Annotated in this window: 22 protein-coding genes; 8 read left to right on the plus strand and 14 right to left on the minus strand. The window is 58.2% G+C overall.

Going from position 1 to position 25,472, the window contains the following annotated elements; translation table 11 throughout:
• Positions 1-21: 21 nt before the first annotated feature.
• The 6 genes from Q1A63_RS09000 to Q1A63_RS09025 all read right to left on the minus strand — a co-directional run bounded on the left by Q1A63_RS09000 (position 22) and on the right by Q1A63_RS09025 (position 10,013).
• The gene (locus tag Q1A63_RS09000) at positions 22-1,275 is read right to left on the minus strand and encodes an MFS transporter (protein WP_366524309.1); all 1,254 of its coding nucleotides are present in this window, start codon (positions 1,273-1,275) and stop codon (positions 22-24) included.
• Positions 1,269-3,356 carry a TonB-dependent receptor gene (locus Q1A63_RS09005; protein ID WP_298971188.1) on the minus strand — a complete coding sequence of 696 codons (2,088 nt, stop codon included), beginning with the start codon at positions 3,354-3,356 and terminating at the stop codon, positions 1,269-1,271. Before Q1A63_RS09005 ends, Q1A63_RS09000 begins: the two co-directional genes overlap by 7 nt.
• 85 nt (positions 3,357-3,441) lie before the next feature.
• A complete protein-coding gene (locus Q1A63_RS09010) occupies positions 3,442-4,359 on the minus strand; it encodes an AraC family transcriptional regulator (RefSeq protein WP_298971187.1) in 918 nt (305 codons plus the stop codon).
• Positions 4,360-4,362: 3 nt separating this feature from the next.
• Entirely contained in the window at positions 4,363-5,430 is a 1,068-nt protein-coding gene (locus tag Q1A63_RS09015) for a siderophore-interacting protein (RefSeq protein ID WP_298971185.1), read from the minus strand.
• Positions 5,431-5,587: 157 nt separating this feature from the next.
• Positions 5,588-7,843: an MFS transporter gene (locus Q1A63_RS09020; protein ID WP_298971183.1), complete on the minus strand. Its 2,256-nt coding sequence runs from the start codon at positions 7,841-7,843 to the stop codon at positions 5,588-5,590.
• A gap of 70 nt (positions 7,844-7,913) precedes the next feature.
• A complete protein-coding gene (locus Q1A63_RS09025) occupies positions 7,914-10,013 on the minus strand; it encodes a TonB-dependent receptor (protein ID WP_298971181.1) in 2,100 nt (699 codons plus the stop codon).
• An 88-nt stretch (positions 10,014-10,101) separates the two neighbouring features.
• Between Q1A63_RS09025 and Q1A63_RS09030 the strand changes: the two genes are divergently transcribed.
• Positions 10,102-11,016, plus strand: coding sequence for an AraC family transcriptional regulator (locus Q1A63_RS09030; RefSeq protein ID WP_298971179.1), 915 nt, complete (start codon positions 10,102-10,104; stop codon positions 11,014-11,016).
• Between the two features lie 35 nt (positions 11,017-11,051).
• Here Q1A63_RS09030 and Q1A63_RS25615 read toward each other — a convergent pair whose 3' ends face one another.
• On the minus strand, positions 11,052-11,357 hold the full coding sequence (locus Q1A63_RS25615; RefSeq protein WP_366524311.1) for a DUF2218 domain-containing protein: 306 nt from the start codon (positions 11,355-11,357) through the stop codon (positions 11,052-11,054).
• A 133-nt stretch (positions 11,358-11,490) separates the two neighbouring features.
• On the opposite strand from Q1A63_RS25615, the gene Q1A63_RS09035 reads away from it, so the two are divergent.
• Positions 11,491-11,970 carry a MarR family winged helix-turn-helix transcriptional regulator gene (locus Q1A63_RS09035; RefSeq protein WP_298971177.1) on the plus strand — a complete coding sequence of 160 codons (480 nt, stop codon included), beginning with the start codon at positions 11,491-11,493 and terminating at the stop codon, positions 11,968-11,970.
• Here Q1A63_RS09035 and Q1A63_RS09040 read toward each other — a convergent pair.
• The 7 genes from Q1A63_RS09040 to Q1A63_RS09070 form a co-directional block, all read right to left on the minus strand.
• On the minus strand, positions 11,967-13,826 hold the full coding sequence (locus tag Q1A63_RS09040; RefSeq protein ID WP_298971174.1) for a TonB-dependent receptor: 1,860 nt from the start codon (positions 13,824-13,826) through the stop codon (positions 11,967-11,969). The genes Q1A63_RS09035 and Q1A63_RS09040 overlap by 4 nt on opposite strands.
• A 401-nt stretch (positions 13,827-14,227) precedes the next feature.
• Entirely contained in the window at positions 14,228-14,980 is a 753-nt protein-coding gene (locus tag Q1A63_RS09045) for an ATP-binding cassette domain-containing protein (protein WP_298971171.1), read from the minus strand.
• Positions 14,977-15,915, minus strand: a complete 939-nt coding sequence (locus Q1A63_RS09050; RefSeq protein ID WP_298971169.1) for an iron chelate uptake ABC transporter family permease subunit — start codon at positions 15,913-15,915, stop codon at positions 14,977-14,979. Before Q1A63_RS09050 ends, Q1A63_RS09045 begins: the two co-directional genes overlap by 4 nt.
• Entirely contained in the window at positions 15,905-16,846 is a 942-nt protein-coding gene (locus tag Q1A63_RS09055; protein ID WP_298971167.1) for an iron chelate uptake ABC transporter family permease subunit, read from the minus strand. The genes Q1A63_RS09050 and Q1A63_RS09055 overlap by 11 nt, the downstream gene beginning before the upstream one ends.
• 6 nt (positions 16,847-16,852) lie before the next feature.
• Positions 16,853-17,749: a siderophore ABC transporter substrate-binding protein gene (locus tag Q1A63_RS09060; RefSeq protein WP_298971165.1), complete on the minus strand. Its 897-nt coding sequence runs from the start codon at positions 17,747-17,749 to the stop codon at positions 16,853-16,855.
• A 106-nt stretch (positions 17,750-17,855) separates the two neighbouring features.
• Entirely contained in the window at positions 17,856-18,140 is a 285-nt protein-coding gene (locus Q1A63_RS09065) for a DUF2218 domain-containing protein (protein ID WP_298971163.1), read from the minus strand.
• A 52-nt stretch (positions 18,141-18,192) separates the two neighbouring features.
• On the minus strand, positions 18,193-20,280 hold the full coding sequence (locus Q1A63_RS09070; protein ID WP_299631289.1) for a TonB-dependent siderophore receptor: 2,088 nt from the start codon (positions 20,278-20,280) through the stop codon (positions 18,193-18,195).
• Positions 20,281-20,357: 77 nt separating this feature from the next.
• On the opposite strand from Q1A63_RS09070, the gene Q1A63_RS09075 reads away from it, so the two are divergent.
• The 6 genes from Q1A63_RS09075 to Q1A63_RS09100 all read left to right on the plus strand — a co-directional run bounded on the left by Q1A63_RS09075 (position 20,358) and on the right by Q1A63_RS09100 (position 24,971).
• Entirely contained in the window at positions 20,358-21,326 is a 969-nt protein-coding gene (locus tag Q1A63_RS09075) for an AraC family transcriptional regulator (protein ID WP_298971157.1), read from the plus strand.
• 33 nt (positions 21,327-21,359) lie between these two features.
• Positions 21,360-22,193 carry a GNAT family N-acetyltransferase gene (locus Q1A63_RS09080; RefSeq protein WP_298971154.1) on the plus strand — a complete coding sequence of 278 codons (834 nt, stop codon included), beginning with the start codon at positions 21,360-21,362 and terminating at the stop codon, positions 22,191-22,193.
• Between the two features lie 206 nt (positions 22,194-22,399).
• Positions 22,400-23,332 carry a MotA/TolQ/ExbB proton channel family protein gene (locus tag Q1A63_RS09085; protein WP_298971151.1) on the plus strand — a complete coding sequence of 311 codons (933 nt, stop codon included), beginning with the start codon at positions 22,400-22,402 and terminating at the stop codon, positions 23,330-23,332.
• Positions 23,333-23,334: 2 nt separating this feature from the next.
• Positions 23,335-23,706, plus strand: coding sequence for a biopolymer transporter ExbD (locus tag Q1A63_RS09090; RefSeq protein ID WP_298971149.1), 372 nt, complete (start codon positions 23,335-23,337; stop codon positions 23,704-23,706).
• A 3-nt stretch (positions 23,707-23,709) separates the two neighbouring features.
• Positions 23,710-24,090 carry a biopolymer transporter ExbD gene (locus Q1A63_RS09095; RefSeq protein ID WP_298971147.1) on the plus strand — a complete coding sequence of 127 codons (381 nt, stop codon included), beginning with the start codon at positions 23,710-23,712 and terminating at the stop codon, positions 24,088-24,090.
• Positions 24,087-24,971 (plus strand): TonB family protein, encoded by an 885-nt coding sequence (locus tag Q1A63_RS09100; RefSeq protein ID WP_298971145.1) that lies wholly within the window; start codon positions 24,087-24,089, stop codon positions 24,969-24,971. The genes Q1A63_RS09095 and Q1A63_RS09100 overlap by 4 nt, the downstream gene beginning before the upstream one ends.
• The last annotated feature ends 501 nt before the right edge of the window (positions 24,972-25,472 follow it).

The raw sequence follows: 25,472 nt of genomic DNA on the forward strand, positions 1-25,472 counted from the left end.
ATGGCCACAGTCTGATTCACTTCACTGACAAGGCTCATTGGATATGCAGGTCCCAGCTTTGGAAGCGTCGCGACGCATTATGTCGCGAAATGCAAGCGCTGCGCCAAAGCAGGAAATCACGGCACCACACAGCAGCAGAGGCACCAGCCCGATCTTATCCAAGCCAGAGATAGCCAGCCCAGCAATCACCAAAAAGCACATTGCCTCAATACCTACGAAACTGGCTAGGTGCGTTGCCTGATGCCCTGCCCCACACAATGGCATCAGGATAGAGCGACTGGCGGTGTAAGCGCCAAACACACTGAAATTTGCAAAAAGAATGAGCGCAACAATAGGAAGCGGACCAACATTGAACGCCAGAATATAGATCATCACCAAAACAACGACGGCGTTGAGAGCAGCCAAGGCTGCCAACACGCGCATGCCACCCCAGCGTTCCACAAGTGGGCGTGACGCCAATGCCCCGATAAAGCCAGTGGCATTTCCGGCAACGATTCCGATTAAGCCACTTTGAGACACTGAAAAACCCGCATCAATGAGCAGCACGGATTTGGTCGCATATGGGAGAACTGACGCGGCGCTGACACAAAGCGACACCAGCAACAGGTGGCGAGCACGCGCTATTTTAAAAATCGAAAACTGGTCCCAGAGTTTGGGAGGTGTGGCAGGTGTTTGTTTGGCGCTATTACCGAGGTTGAGGACAAGCACCGCAAGTCCTGCGATTGCCGCGCAGACCACGAGAAGCGCCAGCACAACGGGGGCCCATCCCAATGGGCCCAGCAAAAAAAGCACCGCACCGCCCAAGACCATACCGGCCAGAGCGGATACGGCCGCCTGAAGCGATGCGCCTTTGGGATAGGATGGCTCCGCAAGCCCTTCCACTAGCACCCCTCCGAGCGCTGTTTGAAGGGTTCCAAGCACGAACATTCCCAGCCCGACGCAGATGATAATCTGTGCCGCGTGGCGCGCTGGTTCGAAAAACCACAGCACGCTCAGGACAAAACACAACGCAAAACAACATAGATATATCCATCTTTCGAAACGGCCCCCGCCGCCGAGGTCGTTGCGATCAATGATCGGCGCCCAGACAAAGCGCAGTGTGTAGGGTATGGCTGCAATGTAAAGCAGGCCGATCACCGCAGAGGATACGCCCGCCTCACGCAGAAAAAGGACCACGCCCTGCGCAAAAAACTGTGCGACAAACCCGGCGGCGAAGGTCAGAAGGGCGACGCTCCAGAGAACGTCGCGTTCGGTTTTTGTCGCCCTACCTACCATCGGCTTGTCAGCGTAATACCGACGGTGCGCGGATCCGTTACATCGGCAAACTGTGCACCGCCGATAAATCGGGTTACGCCGGTCTCATCGAACAGGTTTTTGATGTAGCCGCGCAGTTCCATATTCCCCATCCGGGCGGTCAGGCCAACATCCGTGATCCAGTAGTCGCCGACCTTTTCCGCCGTGATATTATTGAAATCATTGAAACTCTCACCACGATAGGTCGCGCGGGCGTCAACGCTCCAGACATCGCTTATCCGGTAGTCAGCGCCAATGGAGAGCGTAAGGTTTGGATCCTGGCCAAATGAATTCCCTTTTAGGTCCGGGCGTCCGTCCTGGGCTTCTGTAATCTCCGTGTCGAGAAGGCCCAGAGCCCCGCTCAGCAGCAGCCGTTCTGTGGCTTGCAATTTGCCGTCAAATTCCAGCCCGAAGCTCCGCCCCGCCTTTTGATTGACGACCTGAAGCGTCGCGCGTTGTCCAGGTATCTGCTCCGCAAAGAGTTGCGGGTCGTCAAAGTCATTATAGAACGCCGTGATGCCAAAATTGTAACGCCCGTCTGGGGCCCCTTGCCGGTATGTCAGCTCTGCGGTGACAACACTTTCGCTTTCATAGGTATAAGGTGTCCCGTTAAAGATATTAACCGAAGACCCGGCGGGATTGAAGCCGGTGCGCACCGATCCGCTGAGCACCTGGGTTTCATCAAAATGGTAGGCCAGACCGATAGCAGGCAGATAGACCGTCTCCGCCTCGTCATAAATCTGCGTGCCCGTGGTTGCTCCAAACGTCGATACCTGAAAACGCTCGTCTTCGTAGCGCTGCAATCGCATACCCCCAAAGATCGTCAATTGGTCGCTGATCCCATAGCGGAGATCTGCAAAGACAGCACTCGACGTGGTCTCTACATCACTGGAAAATGTAAATAATCCTCCGATCTGGGTATCCTGTTTCCGGTCTTCATAGGCCAGCCCGACAAGTCCGGAAAACTCTCCGGCGCGCACACGGTCGGTTGGTCCGAATTCATAGAGCAGCTCCTGCGTGATGCTTTGCTCGTCCACATCGAACGGGAACGGATAGACCTGCTCTGGGATCGAGACGTAGCTGTCATCCACATAGGATGTAATCCAGCGGAGTGTGCCGCGACCGGTCTCCAGTGCTGCATCAAAGGATAGCACATTGGTTTCCGTATCGAAGGTCCGCGCCGGGATACCCTGGGGTCCGGCAGCGGCATTTACCAGCACCCGATCCTCGAGCGGACGCCCGGTCAGCAGCGGCGTCATCACGTTGTTTCGGGTCTGTGGTGTTTGCCCCGACTGATGCTCGGCAAGCAGGTTCAGCGTCAATCCACCTGCATCAGTCTCGAACTCGCCCAGAAGCTTGCCGCGCAGGCGGATATTGTCATATTCCACAATCCAGTCGTCATCGACATCGGTGGCCCGGCGAGGATCAGCGCCATCCGCAAATTCGAACGTCAATCGCCCCGCAACAGTGTCCGACAGCGGCCCTGAAAACATTCCATTCGTTACATAGTTGAGCCCATGAAAATCGTCGTGCTCGACGCCAAACTGGAAAGCGGCCTCAGGGTCAAATGTCGGCGCGGCGGTGCTGACAATGATGGCGCCGGCATAGGCGGACCGTCCTCTTAAAAGCGACTGCGGACCCCGCAACACCTCTACCTGCTCGACATCCCATAAAGATGACCCGCTGGAGTTCGGCAGAACCGCGGGGCGTGTCACCCCGTCAATTACAAACGAAAGACGTGGGACCGCGCCTGTCAGGCTGGCCGAAACAGTGCCACCCGGCCCACCGCCCTGAACACCCCGTAGCGATGGCACCTCGCTCTTTCCTTCGACAAAAAGGTTGGGCGTCGCCGTCAGTGTTTCGTTGATATGTTCCCCGGCTGACGCTTCGCCGAGCGCCTCCCCGTCCAAGACAGAGGCCCCGACATAAGTCTCCGAAAGCGGCCTGTCCTTGCGTTCGCCGACAACAATCGTTCCCAGATCGAATGACCCGCTTTCTTGCGCAACGGTTTGATCCGAAAACCCGATCAAAAAAACGGCACCGATCTGAAGTATAAATTTCATTGTATTCCCCACCAACAATTCCCGATTGTTTTAGTAGGGTTAATTGCTTTGAGTGAATACAATCATCGGCCAACAAAAGAGACATTTAATCCGACAATTCGGACTCACTCGCCTGACGCAATGCGCGCGTGAGAGAATCCGAACTGCTATATTGCAGCCTGTGCGCCACGTCTTTCACACCACAGCCGTTTTCCAGCATCTCCTGTGCCAGCCGCAGTCGGCGCTCCTTCATGACTGCACCAATTGAGCGGCCATGAGCGCTGCGAAACCGGGCCTTGAGCGTGGTGGGTGACATACGTGCTGCGCGCGCGACATCCGCGATCTTGACATCGGCACCGGGGTTTTGGGCGATATAATCCCGCACAAAACTCATTCGGTCATCTTGCAGCGCCGGGCATTTCAATTCATCGAACGCCGATGCGAGCAGATCCATGGCCCCTGCTGCCAACTGCAACTTTGCCGAACCATGATGGATGTCCGTATCCAGCAAGCGTTGCGCGATGCATAAACTGTGCTGAGACGCTTGTGTATTTATCAAACCTTCACGTTCCATAAGCGCTGTACAGCGGGCTGCTAACTCTGGCGCCGCGTCGCCTAGCCCTTCAACGAAGGGTCCATCGTAAGCAACCGCAACAGTGGCAAAGACTTCTTGCGCGGGGGCCTGTACGTGCCATTGCGCTGGTACCGGGCACCCGGCGATCTCAAGACTGCCACTTTGCAGGCGCGCACGGCGCGGTCCCCCGATTTCGCGCGAACGGCTTTCGCCATGCAGTCGCACTTCGACCACGAGCCCGGCGATTCCGCGGATCATGGCGTCATACGCCGCCTGTCCGCGCATGTTCGCGCGCATCAATTGCATGCCGGGCCATAACCGAATGCTTTCCATACGTCCCACGCCGAGCACCGGCCCGCGCGTCTTTAGGGACTTTATCTCGACCGCCTCATCCAGGCTTGCCACGCGAGATGGCGTAAGATCATGCGGGAATCCTGACACCTTGGACATCGGTCAGCTTCCAAAACCAGGTTTGCCACGCCGCCAGTAGGCCGCGCTGATCTGCGTGGTCTTGTCAAATCCGAGGCCATGCCGGAAATGCTTGCGTAGCGCCTGAGCATTTTCGAATTCTCCAGCGAAATACGCATATTCGGTTTCTCCCCGCGCTGTCAGCTGCATGGCTTTTTGCACCACGTCTGCTTCGAAAGCCGATGGCGGGACCCGATGTATGCGCAGAGAGGTCGGTGGCAGATAGTCAATGTCATCCGGCAAGGGTACGATCACATCTCCTTGCGCCGTGGGGGCCAGCGTCTCCAGCAGCCGCGCCACACCTGGCAGGCCAGTGCCGTCAGCAGCAATAAAGTACCTATCATGATCCGGGAGGGCGCGCATTCCCGCAGGCCCCATCGCGCCGATCTCTTGTCCGGCTTCAGCCACTTGTGCGAACTGCGAAATCAAACCGTCACCATGGCGCACAATATCAAGATCGACCTCATTGCTCTCTGCCCGAACCTGTCTGATCGTGACAAACCGTGCGTGCAGCTTGTCCGCACCTTGCGGCCAAACAGGTGTCCCGTTTGCCCCCATCCTCGGCCAGACCGGGGGTCGGCTCGGGTACAATGGCAGGATCAACCGCAGATGCAGCCCGTCTTCGTACCCTGCAACCACCTCGGGGCTGTGAACAATCACACGCTGCATGCCTTCAAAGAGTTCGAAGCTATCTTGCACGGTCAGCACATGGAAATTCGGCAGCAGATCACCTTCGCGGGCGCGCATGCCCTGTTCATCCCAGCGGATCCGCGCGGCGGCGTCTGAATCGATATCCGCAATGTGATGCACAATCTCTTCTTTGAAAAAGATCAGCGCATTTTCATTTGGCCCGGCAAGACGGACATGTAACCCGTCGTCGCGCACGCCAAACTCAATCCTGAACAGCTCTTGTTCGATAAAATGGGTGCCATCGGGCGCGATGGAGAATTCCATGTCGTGATCGTCGCGCGCGTGTGACATGAACATGTCCAGCATGTTCTGAGGTTTTGCCGTTGGCACAAGTGTTTCGGAGGTGGACGCATGCGTTTTCATCGGAATGATCCTGTAGTTTCCGGAAAGCATGCTGGCACTTTGCAACGCTTAAGCGGCAAAGTTTGCTGGCGATCTTAGCCTACCGTTTTTGCTTCGCCGTCACAATGCTTGCCGGGGGTCCTGAGATCAGGTGAGCCTGATCCTTCACCGGCAATGATCACAAAGCACGGGATTGATGACCCGGAGCCCCTGCCCTCCAATAAGCGACGCTCAACTGAGTGCGTTTATCCAGGCCGAAGGTCTGCTTGAAAACCTTCCGAACGGATTGGGCGGCCTCAAACTCCCCAGCGAACCAACCGTAACTGACCGGCTCAGCGGTGCAATTTTCCAAACGTTCCGCCACCTCCTCCGAAAACCCATCCGGGTCCAGCGCGCACACCTTCATTTTCGACTTTGGCAAATAGGCCTCCAACGCGGCCTGGCTGGGTGCCGCCGCAAAGACATGGCCGGTGATCTCTCCACCCACACTCTCAATCAGCCGCGCAATTGCGGGCAGCCCGGTTGCATCACCCGCAAGGATGACATTTTGGGTATGGGTCAGCCCGGGGTCCCCGGCGGGGCCCATCACACCAATCTCTTGTTCGTCACCCTGCAATGTGGCCCAATCCGAGATCAGACCGCCCATGTGTTGCGCAACATCGACACCGATCTCTCTTTCGTCTGGTCGGATGTCCCGAACCGTCACATACCGGGTGTGCAGTTTATCCTTGCCCTGTGGCCAGGACGTGCTGCCGTTTTCGTTGATGACCGGCCAAACGGGTGAACGGTTGCGATCTTCGGGCATCATGAGCCGGATGTGGATGCCATCTTTTGTCATGGCTTCGACGCCAATGCCTTCCAGCGTCACACGTATCAGACCAGGGTGAATCTCGCGGCGCCTGCGAGCGCGCAAGATGCGGAAGTTTGACGGCATGTCACCCACCGTCAGGCCACCCGCCCACTTCAGGCTCGGCAAGGCGTCGGGATCAAACTTCTCCAACTGCTCAATGATCTCTTCCCGGATGAAGACCAGAAAGTTGTCGGTGGGGGTATCGATCAAAATGTTAACGGCACCGTCTAGGGCCTTTATCTCTACAAGACACCCCATTTCCTCCATCCGTAGCAGATTGGGTTGAGGGTAGCTGCAGCTGATCCCATGATCGGTGAACTCATCGGCGCAAAACGCCAGCAAGGCCTTTGGCTGATCCAGCGCCATCGTTCCGGTGGACACTGCACGCGCGCCATCCAGGCCCTGGTCTGAATGGCGCAGCCGTGCAAAGGCAAAGTAAAGGATCACGAGGGGTACCAGCGCCAAGGGGATCGCAACAAGGAACGCTGGCAGGTACCCTTGTGTGTCGATGACGTAGCCGACCAAAGGATCCATCAACCCCGGGATCAGCATATAGATGGCCACCTGAACGGAAAAATCAAAGCCCGGTATCTCGGGTCGAATTTTGTCCATCGCGCCGCGGAACATCACAATGTCGGTCATGGCAATGGCCACCCAGGCGAGGATAATAGCGTAGCGAATATTCTCGGGCATTGAGCCCGCGATGAAGGCCACGCCCAAAAGTACCGGAATATTGATCAGGCCAACCAGATAGATCGCTTTGATCCGGGGCAGATTGCGCAGCAGCGGCCCGAAAATGGCCGACGCACCACCCCCTGCGCACATGGCAAAAAGGCCAAACCAAACGGCGATTTCTTCGGTGCTCATTCCCTGATCCACCATCATCAATCGCATCGGCAACATGGTCAGAAGAAGCGGCACGCGGATCGTGCCGAGGATCGCCAGCCAGCGGAGCATCTTTTCTTGTTTGAAGAACTTCAGCGCATTGCGAAAAGTCGCAGGCGGCGCGCCGCGCAGGCGTGCAGGCTCCCTGACAAAGACCAAGGCAAATAGCGGTAGCGCGAAGAGGACGGCCTGGATCAGCAGTGCGATGGTCCAGCCGATCTGATCGTAGATGTACAAGAACCCAAACCCACCCACAACCGCGCCCATATAAGCACCGGCGTTTTGAAACGTGCTGCCCATGGTGCGTTCCGAGGGCCGCATGAGCGAAATCGCGAGGGCATCGACCGCGACGTCCTGGGTGCTGACCGCAAGGGCCGCGATCAGCAGCGCGATAAATAGCGGAACGAGGCTGCCCCCCGGATCCGTGAAGGCCAAAGCGACAATGCCAAGGACATGGATAACCGACAGAAGCACAATCCAGGACTTGTAGCGGTCACGTCCGAGCTTGTAGCGATCAATGAGGGGTGCCCATAAGAACTTAAAGACGTAAGGGATTGCCGCCAGTTGAATCAGGCCAATGGTGGTCGCGGAATGGCCTTCCTGACGCAAGACGATTGGCAATGCCATGACCGCAAAGAAAAAGGGAATGAACTGGGCGGAATACAGAAGCCCGATCACAGAGAGGACGCGCCAACGCACTATAACGTCCCTTTGGTCATTTGCGGTTTCATATGTTCAGCCGCGCCGCTCGATTGAGAGGATGAGATTTTCAGAAACGCCACGTCGCCGACACTCCTACGGTCCGTGGCTTTCCAACGATATTCAGCCCGCCAAAACTCGTCGCTTCTGTGAATGTCTGATAACGCTCGTCAAAGAGGTTATCGACGAAGACGTCGACCCTGAAGATCTGGTTGTGGGCCAGCTCGGTCTCATAGCCCGCTGACACATCGACCACTGTGAATGAATCAAGTTTTGATTGGTTCAATGCGGATGTGCGGCTGCCCACAAACCTCAGCTGTGCGGAGGCGTCGAAGCCGGTTCGACCCTGATACGCGACGCCAAGAGACGCAGTCGCTTCTGGTGACAGGGGTAATTTCTGACCCAGAAACGCCGTTTGTGTTGCCGAAACTTGGGTGATCTCTGCGTCGAGCAGACCAAGCCCGCCGGACACGCTAAACTCATCCGTCATCCGGTACACAGCCGACAGCTCAAGCCCCATGCCTTCCGCTTCCGGGATGTTCCCGATCGCACTGTCGCCGCTGATCGGATAGGCTGCCGCGCCAGACACCTGCGCATCCTGCCATTGATAGAAGAAGGCTGTTGCCGACAGATCCAGGGCCCCGTCAAGCGCCGTCGTTTGCGCATAAACCTCGTGCTGTTTCAAGTATTCCGGCGCGAAGGCAACCGATGAAAAGGCAGCCGGGCTCAGTGCCGCACCCAGATCAACGTCAAGACCACCGCCGCGGAACCCTTCGGAGTAGGTATATCCAAGGGTCGTGCGCTCGTTGACCTCGTAGCGCAAGCCAAGCTTTGGCAGAAATACGTTTTCTGAAAAAGTGGCCGTTCCCACCAAAGCGCCGCTGCCATCCAAGCTGGTGCGCGTTCTTTTATCCTTTTCGTAGCGTCCACCCAGAATGACGGAAAGACCTTGCGCAACTGCGCTGGCATCCAATTCCACTTCGCCGAAAAGACCGGTGTTTTCGATACGACCATCCACAGAGAACGCGAGTAATCCGTCATTGAAGCCTTTTTCGTCTTCCACGGATCGGATGATGCCCAGTACACCACTCGTTACAATCCCAACATCGCTAAACTGCAGATAAGCCTCGGCTTCTGCGAGTTCTTTGTCGAACCCGGTTTCTCCGAAAGAAAAGCCAAAAGGCGTTTCGCCGGTGTTCAAAAATCGCAGTTCATTGTCAGAACTTGATATACGGGCCACAAATGTTGCCCTATCGCTCAGATCATATGTCAGGCGGGACGAATAGACGGTCTGGTCAACCTCTTCATAAGACGAGGCAAGCGCGAACACCCCGCTGACGCTCAGGTCCTCTATGTCGCCATTGAAGAACCCTTCTGTAGGTCCTTCCGCCTTGCTGCGCTCCGCCGAAAACAGCAGCTTCAAACGCGGCGCAGCAGCGGGTTCGAAGAGCAGCTTGGCCCGCAACCGTTCGCTACTTTCATCGTTGGGATCAAATCCGGCAGGCAGCGGGTTCGGCCCGTTTTGAATATAGCTGTCGCCTGATCCGAATTCGCCGACCAACCGAAACGCGAGTTGATCTTCCACCAGCGGCGTATTGAGCATGAATGCCGTTTCAGCCTCCTGCTGATCGGTATAGAGAAAGCGCAAGGCGCCCTCGCGTTCAAAGACCGGGTCTTTGGTGTAGACCCGTATTGCGCCGCCAAGCGTGTTCCGACCTGTGCTTGCCGCCTGCGGCCCGCGTGCCACTTCGACGGAATCGATATCCCAACCGCTTGTCTGCGTTATGTTTGACGCTTCGCCTGACGGAAGGGGTACATCGTCGACCAAAACCGGTACACGGGGCCGGGCACCTGCGGTGATTGCAGGGCGGTCGCCGCCCAAACCACCCACACCTCGAATGGCGGGTGGGATGAATCCTTCCGAGGCAAGCACATTCGCCTCATCCCCGATGACATCATCAATGTCGCGATTTGATGGTTTTGCGGCAACATCGCCAAGTATGACCGTCGTACTGGGCGGCGCATCTTCAACGTCTCTCTCAACCTTGTCACCTCTGAGAACAACGACGCCCAGATCAAAAGGTATGTCTTGCCCGAAGGCGCTGCCAGCCACCAAGCTTAGCGAACTGGCAATGACAGCAACATACGCGCCGTCGCGTCGGATTTTCATAGCTGGGCTCCCACAAAGCGATTTTGTCTTACCTCTCATTGTGCGGCACGCCGGGTCTAACCCGTTTGTGCTTTGAAATGATGGATTTGTGCTTTTTTTGATAGTTTTAGTCAGGTATATACCAAATATGGGTTTGCTGACGATTGATATCGCACGCGCACGTCTTGAGGCGACGCAGGCTGAGGTTCACAACCTCTACGTGACCGAAGATCAAAGCGTTCTATTGTACCGGGCAAGCTATCCCGCACACGTCGGACACATCAGAAGTCTTCCGGCACTTTTCGTGACAATGTGTGTCTCGGGGGGCGGCCCAATGCGTCAGAGCACGTCGCTTCAGTTGATCGAGGCGGAGATCGCACCCGGAGATATTGGTCTTGTGCCGCCGAATTCGAAAGGCGCTGGCGAATGGCCGGAAATCTCCGTGATCACACTGGGGATCGCGATTGAAAGTGTGTCAGAGAGTTTTGGCGATGACTGGCCCCAAAAACTGAAGAGAGAGACCTTTTCAAAGGTCTTTCGTGATCCGCTTGTTGAAAGCACCTTGATGAGCGTCGGCCATACCCAAGCGGGAGACATCTCTGATGCGACGCTTTTTCATGCCGCCCACATGGTGACCCATCAATTGCTGGATCAACCGTTCGAACCTGTTGCGAAATCAGGTGAGGCGTTTCCGCTCAGCGGGGCCAGTTTGAACAGGGTGAAACAATTGCTCGCCAAGAATTTGGATCGTCATGTAACAGTTGAAGAGATGGCAGCCACTGCCGGAATAAGCCGTCACCATTTTTCCCGCCGGTTCAAGGCTGCGACGGGTCAGTCGCCACATCAGTTTGCAATCCATGGAAAGCTGGAGCATGCAGCCCACCTGCTGGCGGAGGAAGAAAACGCGAGCGTCTTATCGATCGCGCAAAAGGTCGGTTACTGTAACCCTGCGCAATTCGCCAAATTGTTCCGACGTCAGTTTGGTCTCTCACCAAGAAGTTGGCGAAGCCGAATGCCCAAGTAGGCATGAGCCCTCACTAGATTAGAGGTTTAAAACGTTCACCCAGCGATCCCATCGAGATCTGTCCACACCAAATCGGATTTGTCCTCGCGCCACGCAAAACGCCGCATGTGATCACTGAGAACGGCACAAGTCTCTTTTCGATCAGAGGCACTTTCTGAACGAACCAGAAACAATAAACTGCTGCCATCGACATGTATCTCTGCCAACCCGCAAGAAAAACGCAACTCTGCCCGGTCGCCATCAACTGCAACGGGGATCTTATGCGAAAAGTGCCGGGTCAGACGGTCAAAATACGCCCGGGAATGTGACGAACGAAACTCAGCTTCGGAGCGCATGGGCATCACTTGAAAGCACTCCTGAATGGGCGGGGTATGAAGTAACAGTTTGCGCGCAAGAGACTTTTCGGACCACTGGTTTTGAGATAGTCACCTGTGAAGACACCCTGATGTGTCGTCGCGCGAGGCAGAGCCCATAGTGAACCCCAGCAAGCATCTTTCCGAGGCCGCGCGCTATTTTGGCGATGACAACGAAAACATCTCGTTCAACCGGGTCTGGTTCAACCTGATGCGCGCCCACCGCAAGTTTCATCCGCGCATTGCAAAGGCTTTGAAAGCCAGCGGCATCAACGATCCGATCTGGTACGAGATCCTGCTGGAGGTGGAGCGGGCCGGAACGGATGGTCAACCGATGGCTGCGCTGGAGGACAAACTCTTTGTACCGCAATATGCGCTGTCGCGCCACGTGGCGCGGCTGGAAAAGGACGGGCTGCTGCGCCGGACCTATATCGCCGATGGCAGGCGCAAACAGCTGTTGTTTCTGACCGAACGGGGCTTGGGGCTGCATGAGCGGATCTGGCCTATCTATTGGGACGCGATGCAGGCTGAGATCGGGCCGCACCTGACGGCGGATGAAGCCTATACCCTCTCGCGGCTGTTGATTAAACTGTTGCCTTAAAACCGTGCCACAGCCTCGATCACGAATGTGCGCCCTGGCTCGTTAAGCGCGGCAAATCCTGCGTAATCGCCACCATAGGTCGCGCGATCTGCATAGGTTTCGTCGAACACGTTTTGCACTTCGCCACGGAGCGTGACACCGCGAAACCTTGGGGGCGTGTATTCTGCAAATAGATTGAGGACCGTATAGCCCTCAAGCGTGCGCAAAGGATCCACCTCCAACGCACTGCTCGGATTTGGATCGTAGTCGAGCGCCATATCAATGCTGCCGCCCACCAGCATATTCCACCTTGGCAACTGCTGTTGCACTTCAAGCGCCAGAACCTGCCCCAGCGGTGCGCCGAAATCGAGCTGATAGAAGCTCGACACCTCATCCCCATCGCGGGAGGTTTCGCTATCAGAAAATGTCAGCCGGGCAAATCCGTCAGCCCAGCCATAGGTCGCATAGAGATTGAAACCTTCGGATTTGAAGTCAAAGGTATCTCCGCCGTTCCGAACGTCTTCGATCTCTGTCAGGAAGGCTTCGCCTCCCACCTTCAGACCGCCGTTCGTCCAATCAAAACCGAGATTCCAATTCTGTGATCGTGAGGGCTCAAGCCCCGCATAGTCCCATTCCCGACCCGGGATCAGGTTGATGTCGTAGATATAATTATCTTCGATCTGAAGCCCGCCGAAGACATTTGAATATCCTGCCCGCAGGCTGAGGCTCTCGGTCAGCGCATAGGTCGCGGAGAAATTCCCGCTGGCCCCGGAGTACGAGTCGCTGAAGCCGTTGACCCCTTCGAAATCCTGATGATCGAAACGCAGACCGGTCGAAATCTTCCACCGGTCTGTTGGCTCAAATCGCGCCTGGGCAAACAGGCCGATGTTTTGCGTCGTTTCATCAATCTGGGACGTCACATCACTTTGGTAACTGCCCTGACGGTCGTAATAGTCGATGCCGGCGACAATTGTATCTGTCTCTGACAAGCGGAAGGTGTTCTGGATCTTGGCCGACAGCGTGTTGGTCGTCCCTTCGCTCTCTTCGAACAGGGGAGCATTGATCAGGCTTTCCGAAAAGCCGACCACCACCTCCGGATTCCAGATCGCACCCCCCTGCAAGAACGCATAGTTGAAAGCATAGGTGGATCGTTCGGTATCATAGCGCACCAGGGGGCGGGTTCCGGGGCCAAAGTTGGCGCGAAAATTCCTCAGGGACGAATCCTGCAACTGCTGGCCGGACAGTTCAAACCGGTGCCCGGTATCCGTTTCATAGGCCAGTTTGAGCAAACCCGACTGCAGATCGGCGCCCGTACCGGTCATGACATTGCCATCGCCATCGGAGTAGTCGTTCCCGGTTACGGAACGCCCGTATAGCAGCACCTCGAAACCCTGCGCGCGTGTCGACAGGGTGACCGAGCGGCCCCAGGTATCGCCGTTGTCGCCATAGGACAGCCGCACGTTGCCCCCAAAGGTCTCACCATCGCGGATGATATCCGCTGCATCAACCGTCTCCATCACGACAGCACCTGCAACCGCATTGGGACCAGTATCCGCCGCAGCAATGCCCGGGTCGACCCGAACGAATTTCAGCAGCCCGGGGTCGAAGACGTTGGCACTGACATGGTGAAACGCGCGATTGTTCTGCAACACCCCGTCCAGCGAAATCGTCAGGTTCAGCATGTCGATCCCATTGACGAAAATCTTCTGCGCAAGCGGGATCGCACCACCGACCGATACACTCGCGATACCGGCGAAAACGTCTTTCAGATCGCCGCTACGTGCCCGTTCCAGCTCCGCGTCAGCGACATAAACGGATGACGCGCGGTCCGCCGCATCACCCTTTGGATCTGCCTTTCGGACAACGATCGGATCCAATGAGATTGTGCCATCGTCGGATGTCTCATTTGAGGCTTGTCCAAAAGCCTGCGTTGCATAGAGCAGAACGCATGCAGAGCCGCACAAAAGGCATGCACGCACAGAATGAATTGCGACAGTCATAAGTGTCCCCAGATCTTGATTTAGAAAGGCCGGGCTGGCCCGATCCGGGACGTGGCGAGGCGAGATTGGCTGGGTTTCTAAGGGTTAATATCTTGACATGCAAGTGCATGTTAAGGATTATGCAATTTCAACCATCGTTGGCGCTGTGAAAGCCATAATGGGTCGAATTCCTTCTGAGACGGCCCAAAGGGGACAGTGAAGCGGCCCGATGAGCCCAAAAGCCAGATCGCGGCTTGCCGGAACTGGCTCGCCCGGTCACGACAATACACATCGCAGTTTCAGACCAGAACGACCGACCGATCATCTACCCGAAAGACCTTTGCGTCCGTCTCAAAGACGTCCCGCAGCAGTCCTTCGGTCACGATCTGCTTTGGTGCGCCGTCCGCAATCACCATGCCCCCTTTCAATGCGATGATCCGATCCGCGTAGGCTGCGGCGTAATTGATGTCGTGCAAAACAATCACCACCGTGCGCCCCTTCTCAATCGCAAGCGCCCGCAGCCGTGCCATCAAGGCGCGTGAGGCTGCGATGTCGAGATTGTTAAGCGGCTCATCCAGCAGCAGGTATGCGGTGTCCTGCGCATAGGCCATGGCGACAAAGGCGCGTTGGCGTTGCCCGCCCGAAAGGGTTTCCAGCACCCGGTCCGCCAGATCTTGCAGATCAAAATTCCCGAGTGCCTGTGTGACGAGGGCATCGTCGGCCTCACTTGGTCTGCCCTTGTGATAAGGGTAGCGCCCAAAACCGACCAGATCACGCACGGTCAGGCGAATAGTTACCGTCAGATCCTGCGGCAATATGGCCAATTCCCGCGCCAGCCTGTCATCGGCAACCTGCCCGACCGGCAAGCCGTTCACCGTAATGCGCCCGGATTGCAACGCATTCAACCGTGCGATCAGCGACAGGAGGGTCGATTTGCCGGCGCCGTTCGGCCCTACCAGAGCGATGACACCGCCCGGCCCCATCTGCAGAGACACGTCGCGCAGGATGTCTTGCCCCCCGATCCGATAAGAAACCCCTTCGATATCGATCATCTCTGTCTCCTCAAGAGCAGCGCCAGAAACACAAGCCCGCCCAGAAACTCCACCACGACGCTCAAGGGTGTCGCCAGGCCGAGAAGGCGCTCCATCACGGTCTGACCACCCACCAGTATGATCCCCCCGATGAGTGCCGCCGTGGGCAAGAGCAGGGCATGGCGCGGCGCGTTCATCACCTGATAGGTCAGGCTGGTCACCAACAGACCAAAGAAGGTCACCGGCCCGACCAGCGCCGTGGATACTGAAACAAGCACAGAGACAAGGATCAGAACATGCCATTGGCCGCGCGCCGGTGCCTCTCCCAGCGATGTGGAAAGAAGCGGCCCCAGAGCCAGCACATCCAGACGGTGCCGTATGTGCCAGAGCGCGCCGCAGGCGAGTAGCGTGAGCACGACAGAAAGCCCCAGCACATCCACTTCAATTGCAGAGAACCTTGCAAATGACGCGGCCTGGATCACCGCGTATTCGTTGGGATCGATCACCCGTTGCAGATAAGCCGTCACTGACCGGAAGAGCACCGACAGCACGACACCGGTCAGGATCAACCGCATCAGATCGTCCCGGCCTGACCGCAGCAAAGCCCCAAAAAGCGCCAGTGCAGCCCCGCACAGCAGGAATACATTGGCGGCCATGAGCCCCTGTGCGGGCATGGCGCGATAGGTCTGTGCGCCCAACCCCCAGACCAGCGCGCTGAGCAACAACAGGTAGAGCGCATCGAACCCCATGATCGACGGGGTCAGGATGCGATTGGCGGTAATGGTCTGGAAGACTAGCGTGGCCCAGGACATCGCCAGCGCCACCAGCAAAAGCCCCGCAAGTTTCTGGCCCCGAAAGGCGAGCACGAACCCCCAGTCGCCCCGCGCACCGATGCTGAGATAGGCCGCACAGGCGGCGAGCAGAACCAGCCCCAGGATCGCGATTCTATCCCGCAAGACGTCTGCTCCCGTAAAGCAGCCACAGGAACATCGCAGCCCCCACGATACCGATCACCGTGCCGGCGGGCATCTCGAAGGGATGGATTACCAGACGGCCCAGCAAATCCGCCGCCAACACCAATCCCGCCCCGGCGATGGCTGTCAGCGGCAGGGCGCGGCGCAGATTGTCGCCCGCGACACGGCTGATCAGGTTCGGCACCACCAGACCCACAAAGGGGATCATGCCAACGGTGACGACGGTCAGTCCACTCACGACGGAGATCATGATCAGGCCCAGCAGAACGATCTGTCGGTAGTTAAGGCCAAGGTTCAGGCTGACCTGCTCGCCCAACCCCAGGATGGAAAACTGATCGGCGACGAGATAGCTCAGCAAAGCCGCCAGCCCGGCGAGCCACAGCAGCTCATAACGGCCACGCAGCGTTCCCGAAAACTCACCATTCATCCAGATTTCAATGACTTGCAGCATATCGACCTGATAGGCCAGATAGGTCACCGCGGCGCCGATAACGCCGCCATAGATCAGCCCCACCAGCGGCACCAGCAGCGGCTGGGTTGGCGGGAGCCGTCGGGTAAGCGCGAAAAAGCCCAGAGAGCTGCAAAGTGCCGTCCCGGACGCCAGCAGCATCTGCAAACTCAACGGCGCCCCGGGCACCAGAACAACCGCCAGCAGGATACCCAGAGCCGCCCCCTGCCCGGTCCCCGCGGTCATGGGTTCGACAAAGCGGTTGCGAGCGATGGTCTGCATGATCTGCCCGGCAATCGCCAGCGACGCGCCCGTCAGCAGCGTGGCAACCGTGCGCGGGAAACGGCTGTCGCGGATCAAGGGCCAGATCTCGGCATCCTCTGCCTGGGTCAGGTCAATGACGCCGACAAACAGCGACGCCAGCGCCATTATTGTCAGAGTTAGCAGGCTCACGCCGATCCGCATCTCCGGTCAGCGGCCCTGAAATCCGGCAATCAGATCGTCCAGCGTCCGCATCATCGACTGTATCCCCCCGCCCGCGATGTAGATATCGGCGGCATTGAGATAGATCACCTGACCGGAGGACCAGGCCCTGGTCTGATGCATGATCGCATTGTCGAGGGTCGCCGCGGCACTTTCACCCGGCTGGCCAATGGCCGCGAGGCGGTCCACGACGATCAGCCAGTCGGGGTCGACCGCCTTTATGAACTCAAAAGAGATCGCTTCGCCATGTGTGGATGCGCCGGTCTCGGGTGCAGCCTCCGAGAGGCCCACATCCTTGTGCAGCCAGCCAAAACGTCCCCCGGCGCCATAGGCGCTGATCTTCGGACCATTGGTCATGATCACCAGAGCGTCACCACGCCCCTGGACCACTTCACGCGCCTGCGCCAGCCGCTTGTTCAAAGCCTGCTCAAGCGCTGCTGCCTTCTCTGCCACGTTGAACAGCTGTCCATAGCTGCGCAGCCGGGTGATGGCGTCAGACCACAGGTCATCCCCAACGGTCATGTCGATGCTGGGCGCGATGCGGGCCATCGCATTAAGCTGATCGGAACTGCGGCTGCCCACAATGATCAGATCAGGAGCCAGGGCGTGCACGGCTTCGAAATCCGGCTCGAAAAACGATCCGAGATTTTCGGCCTGCGCGGTCATATCCTGCAGATAGTCGACGTAAAGCGATCCCATCGTACCGGCAACGGACACGCCAAGCGCATCGAGGGTGTCCGCCACGGCGACGTCAAAAACGGCCACCCTATCCGGTGCAGCAGGGACGGAAACGACACCCTGCGCCGTCTCTAGCTCAAGAGTATCAGCGGCGCTTGTCCCGGTGCTCAGGATCAACAGAATAAGGGCAGTCAGTCGGGCAAGCATCAGGCATCCTCGTTGCGGGCTGGGGAGGTAACTATTGGAAGAGGCGCTGGCGAGATGCAATTGCATGTAACTGGCGGGCGCACCGTGACACAGGCTTCCGGGAAACTCAATCCGACCATTCCAGCGTTTTCGGGTTTTCGCGAAATGCAAAGCGGGTAATGTGGTCTTCCAGAATCCGCTTGGTTCGCTCCAATCCGTCGCGGCTCTCGGCGCGCACCTCGAATTCCAGGCGATCCGAATGCGCCGTCAGATCCGCCTGCGCCAGCGGGAAATCCACTTGCCCGGTGTCGGACCCGTAACGAACGTCCACCTTATGCGCAAAGTGCTTGCAAAGCTGCTGAAGATAACGGGGCGCTTTTTTGGTTTCGAAGGTACTCCGGGCAGTCGGCATTTGGATGCTCCTCTGGCGATAGGCTGGATGATGTAAAGAGGGTCACGTCGCCTCAAAATCGCATCGTTATACCAAGCGTGAGGCGACGCGGCGTGCCGTAGAAGTTGCCCCGCGTCGTCTGGTTGACCCGAGTGTAATACGTCCCATCGAGCAGGTTTTCGACAGAGAGCTGCGCTGAGAGGGTCTCGGTAATCGGGTAGCGGGCCATAGCATCGATAACCACGTAGCTGGGTGCTTTGATCGTGCCCAGAGAGAAACTGCTGGCATAGCGCAGACCTATGCCAAGATCTGCTCCCTGAAGCCGCCCCTCGGGCACCGTGTAGCGCCCCCAAAGAGACAGGGTGTGCGGAGAGGTCGGATCGTCGTCACGATCTGTATCCACGTAGGTATAGCCGCCCGAAACCATCCAGTTTTGCCCAACGAAGCCCTGCAAAAGCGCTTCGAAGCCCTTGGTTGTCGCATCACCGCTGTCCAGAAATGCGCCGGGGTTGGCCGGATCCTCAACAGCGCGATTTCTGTCCTCAATGTAGAAAACCGCTGTCTGTGTGGTCAGGCTCCCGCCATTGAAGCTGCCTTTCAGGCCAACCTCAAATTGCCGGCCTTCAACCGGATCAAGCTGCGATCCATCGGCCCGCTGCTCGATCTGCGGCTGAAAAATGTCCGAGTACCCACCATAGGCCGTCAACCGGTCATTCAGGGCATAGGCGAGGCCAATGTTGGATACGAACCGCTGTTCTTCGATGTCTGAGCGTATCAGATCCCTGCCGGTATCCCGCACGCTGCTGTCATAAAGCACATAGCGCGTGCCAACGGAGAGTTTTGTGCGCGCCCCAAGGTCAATGCGCCCCTGCGCGTAGATCCCGTATTCTTGAGTTTCCGTGAGGGTGTTCAGGCGAAAGCCCGGCCCGATGCCAGGAAACGTGATGACCGGTTCGGCAATGGCGGTTGGATCGAAGGTGTTGATGTTCTGCGTCCCGGCAGAGAAGTCAAAATTCTGTCGCATCGCCTGATCGGTACTGCGGTAGTCTGCGCCAAGGGTGACCTCGCCCGTGGTGCCGAAGGCGGAGATCGGCGACGACCAGTTCACATCGACAAAATCCGTGTCCTCCTCGAAATCCCGCGCAAAGGTCAGCAGATCGAAATCCCCGCTGAGCGGATCGACGGCGCTGTTTGGCAGGACGCTACGGATCACCACGTCCCGGCTGTAGCGCCGCGCGCTGGCTTTCAGAACGCTGCCATTGTCGAAGCGATGTTCCAGCTCTGTGAAGCCTTCGATGCTGTCACTTTCGAACCGGTTCCAATCCGCACCGATAAAGGTCTCACGCGGCACGTCCAGCAAAGTGCCATCTGTGAATGTGGGAAGACCGGAAAACCGCAATGCGTCCTGAGTTTCTGCGATAAAACCGAAGGACAAGAGGGTTTGATCCGTCAAATCGACATCCAGCGCGCCGGACAACCCCTCGCGGTCGCTTTCGACAAAATCGACATAGGAATTCTTGGTGTCCGCATATCCAATGATGCGCCCGCGCACAGTGGCCTCCGCGTTGAGCGGGGCTGAATAGTCGAACTCGCCCCGGAGAGCATCAAAGGAGCCGATAGCGACCGATGCGCGGCCCTGCGGCGTCGATGTCGGGCGCTTGCGCACCAGGTTGAGCGTTCCGACCGGCTCGCCCGTCCCCTGATAGACCCCCGAGGGGCCAGACAGCAGCTCAACCCTGTCAAAGAACACCAGATCCGGTGCCGTGCCATAAATGCTTAGAAACGGTCGCGGGGCGCCGTCGATGTTATATGTGAAAACCTCATGCCCACGCGAGTAAAGCGACCCGGTGTAGACATCCCCCAGTGCTGTGGTGAGGTTCGGCAACACGAAGGCCGCTTCTTCGAGGCTATTTGCATTCGCGTCTTCCAGTCGTTCGTCGGTCACAACCGTGATCGACTGAGGGATATCCCTGATGTCCACGGGCTGCCGCCCCCCAACGGTCGCCCGTTCCGTAGAATAGGACCCGGTGCCCTCGGTCGCGACGCCGTCAGAGGCTTCGACGAGGATCGGTGCAAGCTCCGTGATATCCTCTTCCGCGACGAGCGGACTAACAAGAACCACGCTGGCCAGCAGCGAAACACGAAGCGAAACCTGGGGCATCTGAAGCGCCTTTTCAAATTCTTGACTATTTTTGTCAAATTACTAATCTGCCAAGCGTTCTGGAAAGGCGCGGATCTATGCGAAATCACCAAAAACCGATGCAAAATGCGCAAGTGCCGGTTTTGAGTGGTGATCTTGGGTTTGAAGCTCTGCGCAAAAGTGCCGCGCCCTATGTCAAACGGCACCGCATGACAGTTGGGCGCCCCGCCCCCTTGCCGTGCTTCGCTGGGCAGTTCGGCATTCGGGACATCGGCGACGGGCAGACCGTACACCAGAGCCGCATTGCGCCCGAAACCGAATTTGAAACCAGCTTCATCGCCGAGACTGGCCTGCTTGTCTCAATTGTGCTTGACGGACGGCTAACGTTTTCATTGGACGGTCACGCCTATGATTTTCGCACATCCGCGCAACCTCTTGCAGTGGCCTGGACGAACCTCAAGCCGGTCGAGGTGACCCGCAGAACGGCACAACCCGACCATCTTGTCAAAGTGCAGGTGCATACACCGCTCAGCTTTTTCGACGTGACCTGGAAGGCTGGCATCGGGCAGATTCTGGGCACGCATGGCAAGGTTATCTCCTGGTCCCCTGGCCTGGCCGCCTCTGAGGCCGCAGGCGGTCTGATCAAGGGCAAGGCAGTGTCCGAACCGCGCTCCCGCATGGCGGCGTCGCGCTTCGCGGTTGAAGCACTGGATTCACTGCTCGAGCATCTGGAGGCGCAAGGTGATGCCGCCTCATCCCGTATCGCAGCCGCCCGCGTCTATGTAGAACAGACCGCCTCAGAACATCCGAGATTGAGCGACATTGCAGTGGCAACAGGCTTCTCTGTCAGTTCCCTGCAACGCATCTACCGCGACACATACGGTATGACCGTCATTGAACATCAGCGACGGCTGGTGCTTGAGCAGGCTCTGCGCGCTCTGAGATCCGGGCGCGTCTCGGTGGCGCAGGCCGCTCGTATCGCCGGTTACAGAAGCCCTTCCAATTTCAGTTCCGCCTTTGCAAAAGAATTCGGGAAACCGCCATCCCGGATTAAATCGGATGCCTGAAACGCGCCTCATCAGATCTGCACAGGGATCATCATGCCTGAGCTAACCGCCCTTTCAGAGCGCCTGCAGGGTCAGGCCCATGCCCTGTCGCAGGCCGAGGGATGGCCACACCTGCCCAACGATTGGGGCAATATGATTGCCAATGGCAGGGGTCTGGGGCTTATGTCCGAGGGCACGTTGATCGGGACGGTCTTGTGGTGGCAGCAGACCACCCATGCAACGCTCGGCATGGTTATCGTCGCCGCCGCACATCGTCAGAGGGGTCATGGTGCACGCCTTGTAACCGAAGCGCTGAAGCAGATCGGTGAACGCAATATCCTGTTGCATGCAACCGGCGCTGGCCTGCCAGGGTATGCCAGACTGGGATTCGTTCCCGTCGGCATCATACATCAGCATCAGGGCCATGCTGCCAGACCGCCCTTGCCTGACACAGACCTTGATATCTCTCGTCTGTCCGCTCGCGATGTCACAAGAATTGCAGATTTGGACAAAGCAGCGCGCGGGTGGGATAGAACGGATCTGCTTCAGGCTCTGATGCAGAAAGGGACCTGCTGGACAGCCGCCCGCGACGATCAGATCGTCGGCTACGCGTTGGAAAGACACGCTGGCAAAGGTAGTATCATCGGCCCGATCGTGGCCGACGCGCCCGAAACGGCGCAGGCACTTGTCACCCGGGCCATGCACACCGCGAAAAATGCGTTTTTCAGGATTGATAGTGACCCCGGGCTTGGACTTTGCGACTGGTTGGAGGCCATCGGGCTGTCCAAGGTTGACATGGGGACGACCATGTTAAAGGGGGAGCGACCGCTCATCGAGCCTTCTGTTCCGGTAAAGTTGTACGGGTTGGCCAGTCAGGCATATGGATAGAAAACCGGCGATACCTTGCCGCGTTTCTTGACAAACCCCTGCCAAAAATCTACCCGAACCAAAGGTGATCCTTTCATCTGATCGAGCAAAACCGAGAGGCCCTGCCATGCGCAGCGCCCGGTCCAGCCAGACAAATCCAAATGAATTTCGACAATCCGGCGCAGGGATTTCCTGCACGGTTTCGACCAAATCCATGGGAGGCTGACATGATCAAGCCGTTTCTGCTGGCCATTTTGCTGATGGGCTTTTCGGCTGCTTTCGCGCAGGACGCGGCAGGGCCTGACGCATCAACCGACACACCCGTCCTGCCAGCACCGAAAGTGGGATCGGAAACGGTCGACGTTGTACCTCCCGGCACCGGTGAGGCTGAAGCGCCTCCCCGCCCTGCGTCGGAAGCTACACCGGAGAATACGCCGGTCGCGACAGGGCGTGTGCCGCCTTCCCCGAGCGTCGCTTCGGAACCTGGTGTGGCGCATGCTGAGCCAACCGCAAAAAGCGCCCTGATACGCGCCCAGGCGTTTCTTCAGGATGGCGGGCCTGTGGTCTGGGCGATTGCCGCCCTCTCCGTCATCACACTGGCGTTGATCCTGTGGAAAATCTGGCGTCTCGCACGTGTTGGTGCGTGGTCTCGTGGCAAGGCCAGCCAATCCGTTGAGCTTTTCGAAGGTGGCAATCCGGAACGGGCACTGGTGTTGGTCAGAGGCCGCCGCGGCATCCGATCAAAAGTCATGGCAACAGCGCTTGGCGCAATGGAACAGCTCCCCGAGGATCGCGCTCGTGAGGAAACAGCCCGCGTGGCGAAACGCGAGCTTGCCTCTGCCAGGGTGGGTTTGGGCGCTTTGGAGTTGATTGCCACTATCGCCCCCCTTCTAGGGCTGCTGGGAACCGTGCTGGGGATGATCGCGGCGTTCCAGGCTCTGCAGGCCGCCGGATCCAAAGCGGATCCCGCCCTGCTTGCCGGGGGCATTTGGGAGGCGCTTTTGACCACAGCGGCGGGCATGACGGTCGCCATTCCCGCATCCGTGGCGCTGACGTGGTTCGAATCTGTCATCGACAGGATCAGAGGTGACATCGAGGATAATGCCACCCGCCTCTTTGTTGCCAAGCAGCCGGGGCACCTGAAGATGGCGGCCCAGTAATCATGGAATTCGCTCCTCCTGACCGGCCGCGTCGAAAGCCCAGCCTGACACCGATGATCGATGTGGTGTTCCTGCTGCTGGTGTTTTTCATGCTGGCCTCACGGTTCGGATTGGATGCGGTTTTGCCACTGCCTCTGGCTGCGGGTGGCGGCGCGTATAATGGTCCTCCGCGACTTGTGGACATCGCCCCGGATGCCATCACCCTGAACGGGGCGCCAACAGGCGATCTGGTCGCTGCACTCAGCCCACTGATGACCGCTCCGACCGACATGATCGTGTTGCGCGGCAGGGACGGCACCGATCTGCAACGTGTCGTTACGGTCACGGAAGAGCTGCGCGCCGCCGGGTTCACCGCCATCGTCCTGATGGAGTAACGCATGGATCTGAGCGACCCTCCCAAGCGCCGCCGCGTTGAATCCATCGTCCCGATGATCAACGTGGTGTTTCTGCTGCTGATCTTCTTTCTCATGACGTCTCAGCTTGCAACACAGCCCTTTGACGTCACCCCTCCGGAAGCATCGATTGAAACCGACGGCGAGGCCGAACCGGTGCTGTTTTTGGATGAAAGCGGTCGGATGTCCTTTGATGGCGTGGAAGGTGAGGCGGCGCTTTTGTCCCTTGCGGCGCGCTCGAGCGAAATGACGATTATCCAGTTGCGCGCCGACGCGCGTCTGGAGGCGACGCGTCTTGCCCGCATTTTGAGCGATCTCGGCGCAGCTGGCCTGTCGCGGGTCGAACTCGTGTTGACACCCAAATGATGCGGTGGCTGGAATTTGCTCTCTTTACGGCCATCGCGGTCGCTCTGCATGTTGCTTTCTTCGTTGTGAAACCGAACGAGGGCGCGGAAGCGGGAGGCGTTGGCGGGGAGGAGATAATCTCGCTGCAGGCTGCCGCACCGACCGTGATCGAAATGGTCGAAGCATGGGAGCGCCCGACGCAAGTGGAGACAGAACAAGACGCCGTGCTGCCCCCCCCAACCGATCCCGTAACCACCCGCCCGACCCTGCCCTCGTTGCAAGTGCAGCAGGCGCCGCGGGCAGAAATGCGCATGGCCATCATGGATCCCGCGCCGACCCGCGACAGCCTTGACATCGATACCGCGCCAGCTGACCCACCACCCGCACCAGAGCCTGATCCCGAAACGGTTGAAACTCCAGCACCGGATGCCGTTCCCGATGCCCCCCCGACGACCCGGCCGAAACTGAGGCCTGAGCGACAACCAGATCCGCAAACGGCCAAAACCTCCGATGCTCAATCTGCCGGGCGCGCCGAGCGGCGGGCGGCGGGCAGCGGCGGCACCGCGCAGGCTGGCAATACCGGCGCAGCCGAGGTCGCGACCGCATCGCCGGGGCAACAGCAGCAGCTGCAGGCGGTCTGGGGTGCAAAGATCCGGGCCAAGCTTGCGCGCCAACAGCGCTACCCCCGGGGGACGCGACAAAACGGGCGCACCCAGATCATTCTAAACGTCGCACGGTCCGGACAAATCCTCGGTGTGAGCGTTGGCCGGTCTTCGGGGGTGTCCGCGTTGGATCAAGCCGCTCTAGACGCGGTAAAGCGCGCGAGACGCTTTGCGAAGGCACCCGACGATCTACCCGGTAGCAGCTTTAAATTCAGCCTTGTGCTGGATTGGCGGCGCTAGTCTGCCACGGCACCAATCGCCACAGCATTTGCCGCATCGCGGACATACCATCTCAGTTGCAAACACCTGATCAGCCGCGCCGCATTTCCAGTCTCGAACGCGCTGGCAAAAACTTATGTCCCGTTTGCCCGAAGCGCGTCAGCGCGGATAGTCCCAGGCAGTCGAGCACGCGCCACTTTGGTCAAACCGATCCCCCCAGCGGCTCGGACGTAAGACGCACAGGAGGCAAAAGGACATGTTGGCTGGCGCCATCGCCCCAACCAGGCTTTCCCTTCACGGAGACGGTGCGCAACATCATTCTGCGGGCTGATTTAAGTAACAGATCAGCTCATTGATCTTGCGGCTCACCTTTGGTGACTGGGTGCACGCACAGCAGAGCAATGCGTCGGTAGGCAACTGAAGACCGATTTAGACTTCTGGGAAATCCGTCCCTCCGCTGGCGGACATCGGCGGTTGGGGTCGGCAGGTTCGTGCCTGTTTCTCGCGCCACGACAGGCAAAC

Source organism: uncultured Roseobacter sp., assembly GCF_947499265.1.
In the GTDB taxonomy this organism is placed as follows: Bacteria; Pseudomonadota; Alphaproteobacteria; order Rhodobacterales; family Rhodobacteraceae; genus Roseobacter.

Coding starts and splice junctions, on each gene's coding strand:
- Q1A63_RS09000 (WP_366524309.1), bottom strand. CDS start 1,275: ATGGTAGGTAGGGCGACAAAAACCGAACGCGACGTTCTCTGGAGCGTC.
- Q1A63_RS09005 (WP_298971188.1), bottom strand. CDS start 3,356: ATGAAATTTATACTTCAGATCGGTGCCGTTTTTTTGATCGGGTTTTCG.
- Q1A63_RS09010 (WP_298971187.1), bottom strand. CDS start 4,359: ATGTCCAAGGTGTCAGGATTCCCGCATGATCTTACGCCATCTCGCGTG.
- Q1A63_RS09015 (WP_298971185.1), bottom strand. CDS start 5,430: ATGAAAACGCATGCGTCCACCTCCGAAACACTTGTGCCAACGGCAAAA.
- Q1A63_RS09025 (WP_298971181.1), bottom strand. CDS start 10,013: ATGAAAATCCGACGCGACGGCGCGTATGTTGCTGTCATTGCCAGTTCG.
- Q1A63_RS25615 (WP_366524311.1), bottom strand. CDS start 11,357: ATGCCCATGCGCTCCGAAGCTGAGTTTCGTTCGTCACATTCCCGGGCG.
- Q1A63_RS09045 (WP_298971171.1), bottom strand. CDS start 14,980: ATGATCGATATCGAAGGGGTTTCTTATCGGATCGGGGGGCAAGACATC.
- Q1A63_RS09055 (WP_298971167.1), bottom strand. CDS start 16,846: ATGCGGATCGGCGTGAGCCTGCTAACTCTGACAATAATGGCGCTGGCG.
- Q1A63_RS09060 (WP_298971165.1), bottom strand. CDS start 17,749: ATGCTTGCCCGACTGACTGCCCTTATTCTGTTGATCCTGAGCACCGGG.
- Q1A63_RS09065 (WP_298971163.1), bottom strand. CDS start 18,140: ATGCCGACTGCCCGGAGTACCTTCGAAACCAAAAAAGCGCCCCGTTAT.
- Q1A63_RS09070 (WP_299631289.1), bottom strand. CDS start 20,280: ATGCCCCAGGTTTCGCTTCGTGTTTCGCTGCTGGCCAGCGTGGTTCTT.
- Q1A63_RS09075 (WP_298971157.1), top strand. CDS start 20,358: ATGCGAAATCACCAAAAACCGATGCAAAATGCGCAAGTGCCGGTTTTG.
- Q1A63_RS09080 (WP_298971154.1), top strand. CDS start 21,360: ATGCCTGAGCTAACCGCCCTTTCAGAGCGCCTGCAGGGTCAGGCCCAT.
- Q1A63_RS09085 (WP_298971151.1), top strand. CDS start 22,400: ATGATCAAGCCGTTTCTGCTGGCCATTTTGCTGATGGGCTTTTCGGCT.
- Q1A63_RS09090 (WP_298971149.1), top strand. CDS start 23,335: ATGGAATTCGCTCCTCCTGACCGGCCGCGTCGAAAGCCCAGCCTGACA.
- Q1A63_RS09095 (WP_298971147.1), top strand. CDS start 23,710: ATGGATCTGAGCGACCCTCCCAAGCGCCGCCGCGTTGAATCCATCGTC.
- Q1A63_RS09100 (WP_298971145.1), top strand. CDS start 24,087: ATGATGCGGTGGCTGGAATTTGCTCTCTTTACGGCCATCGCGGTCGCT.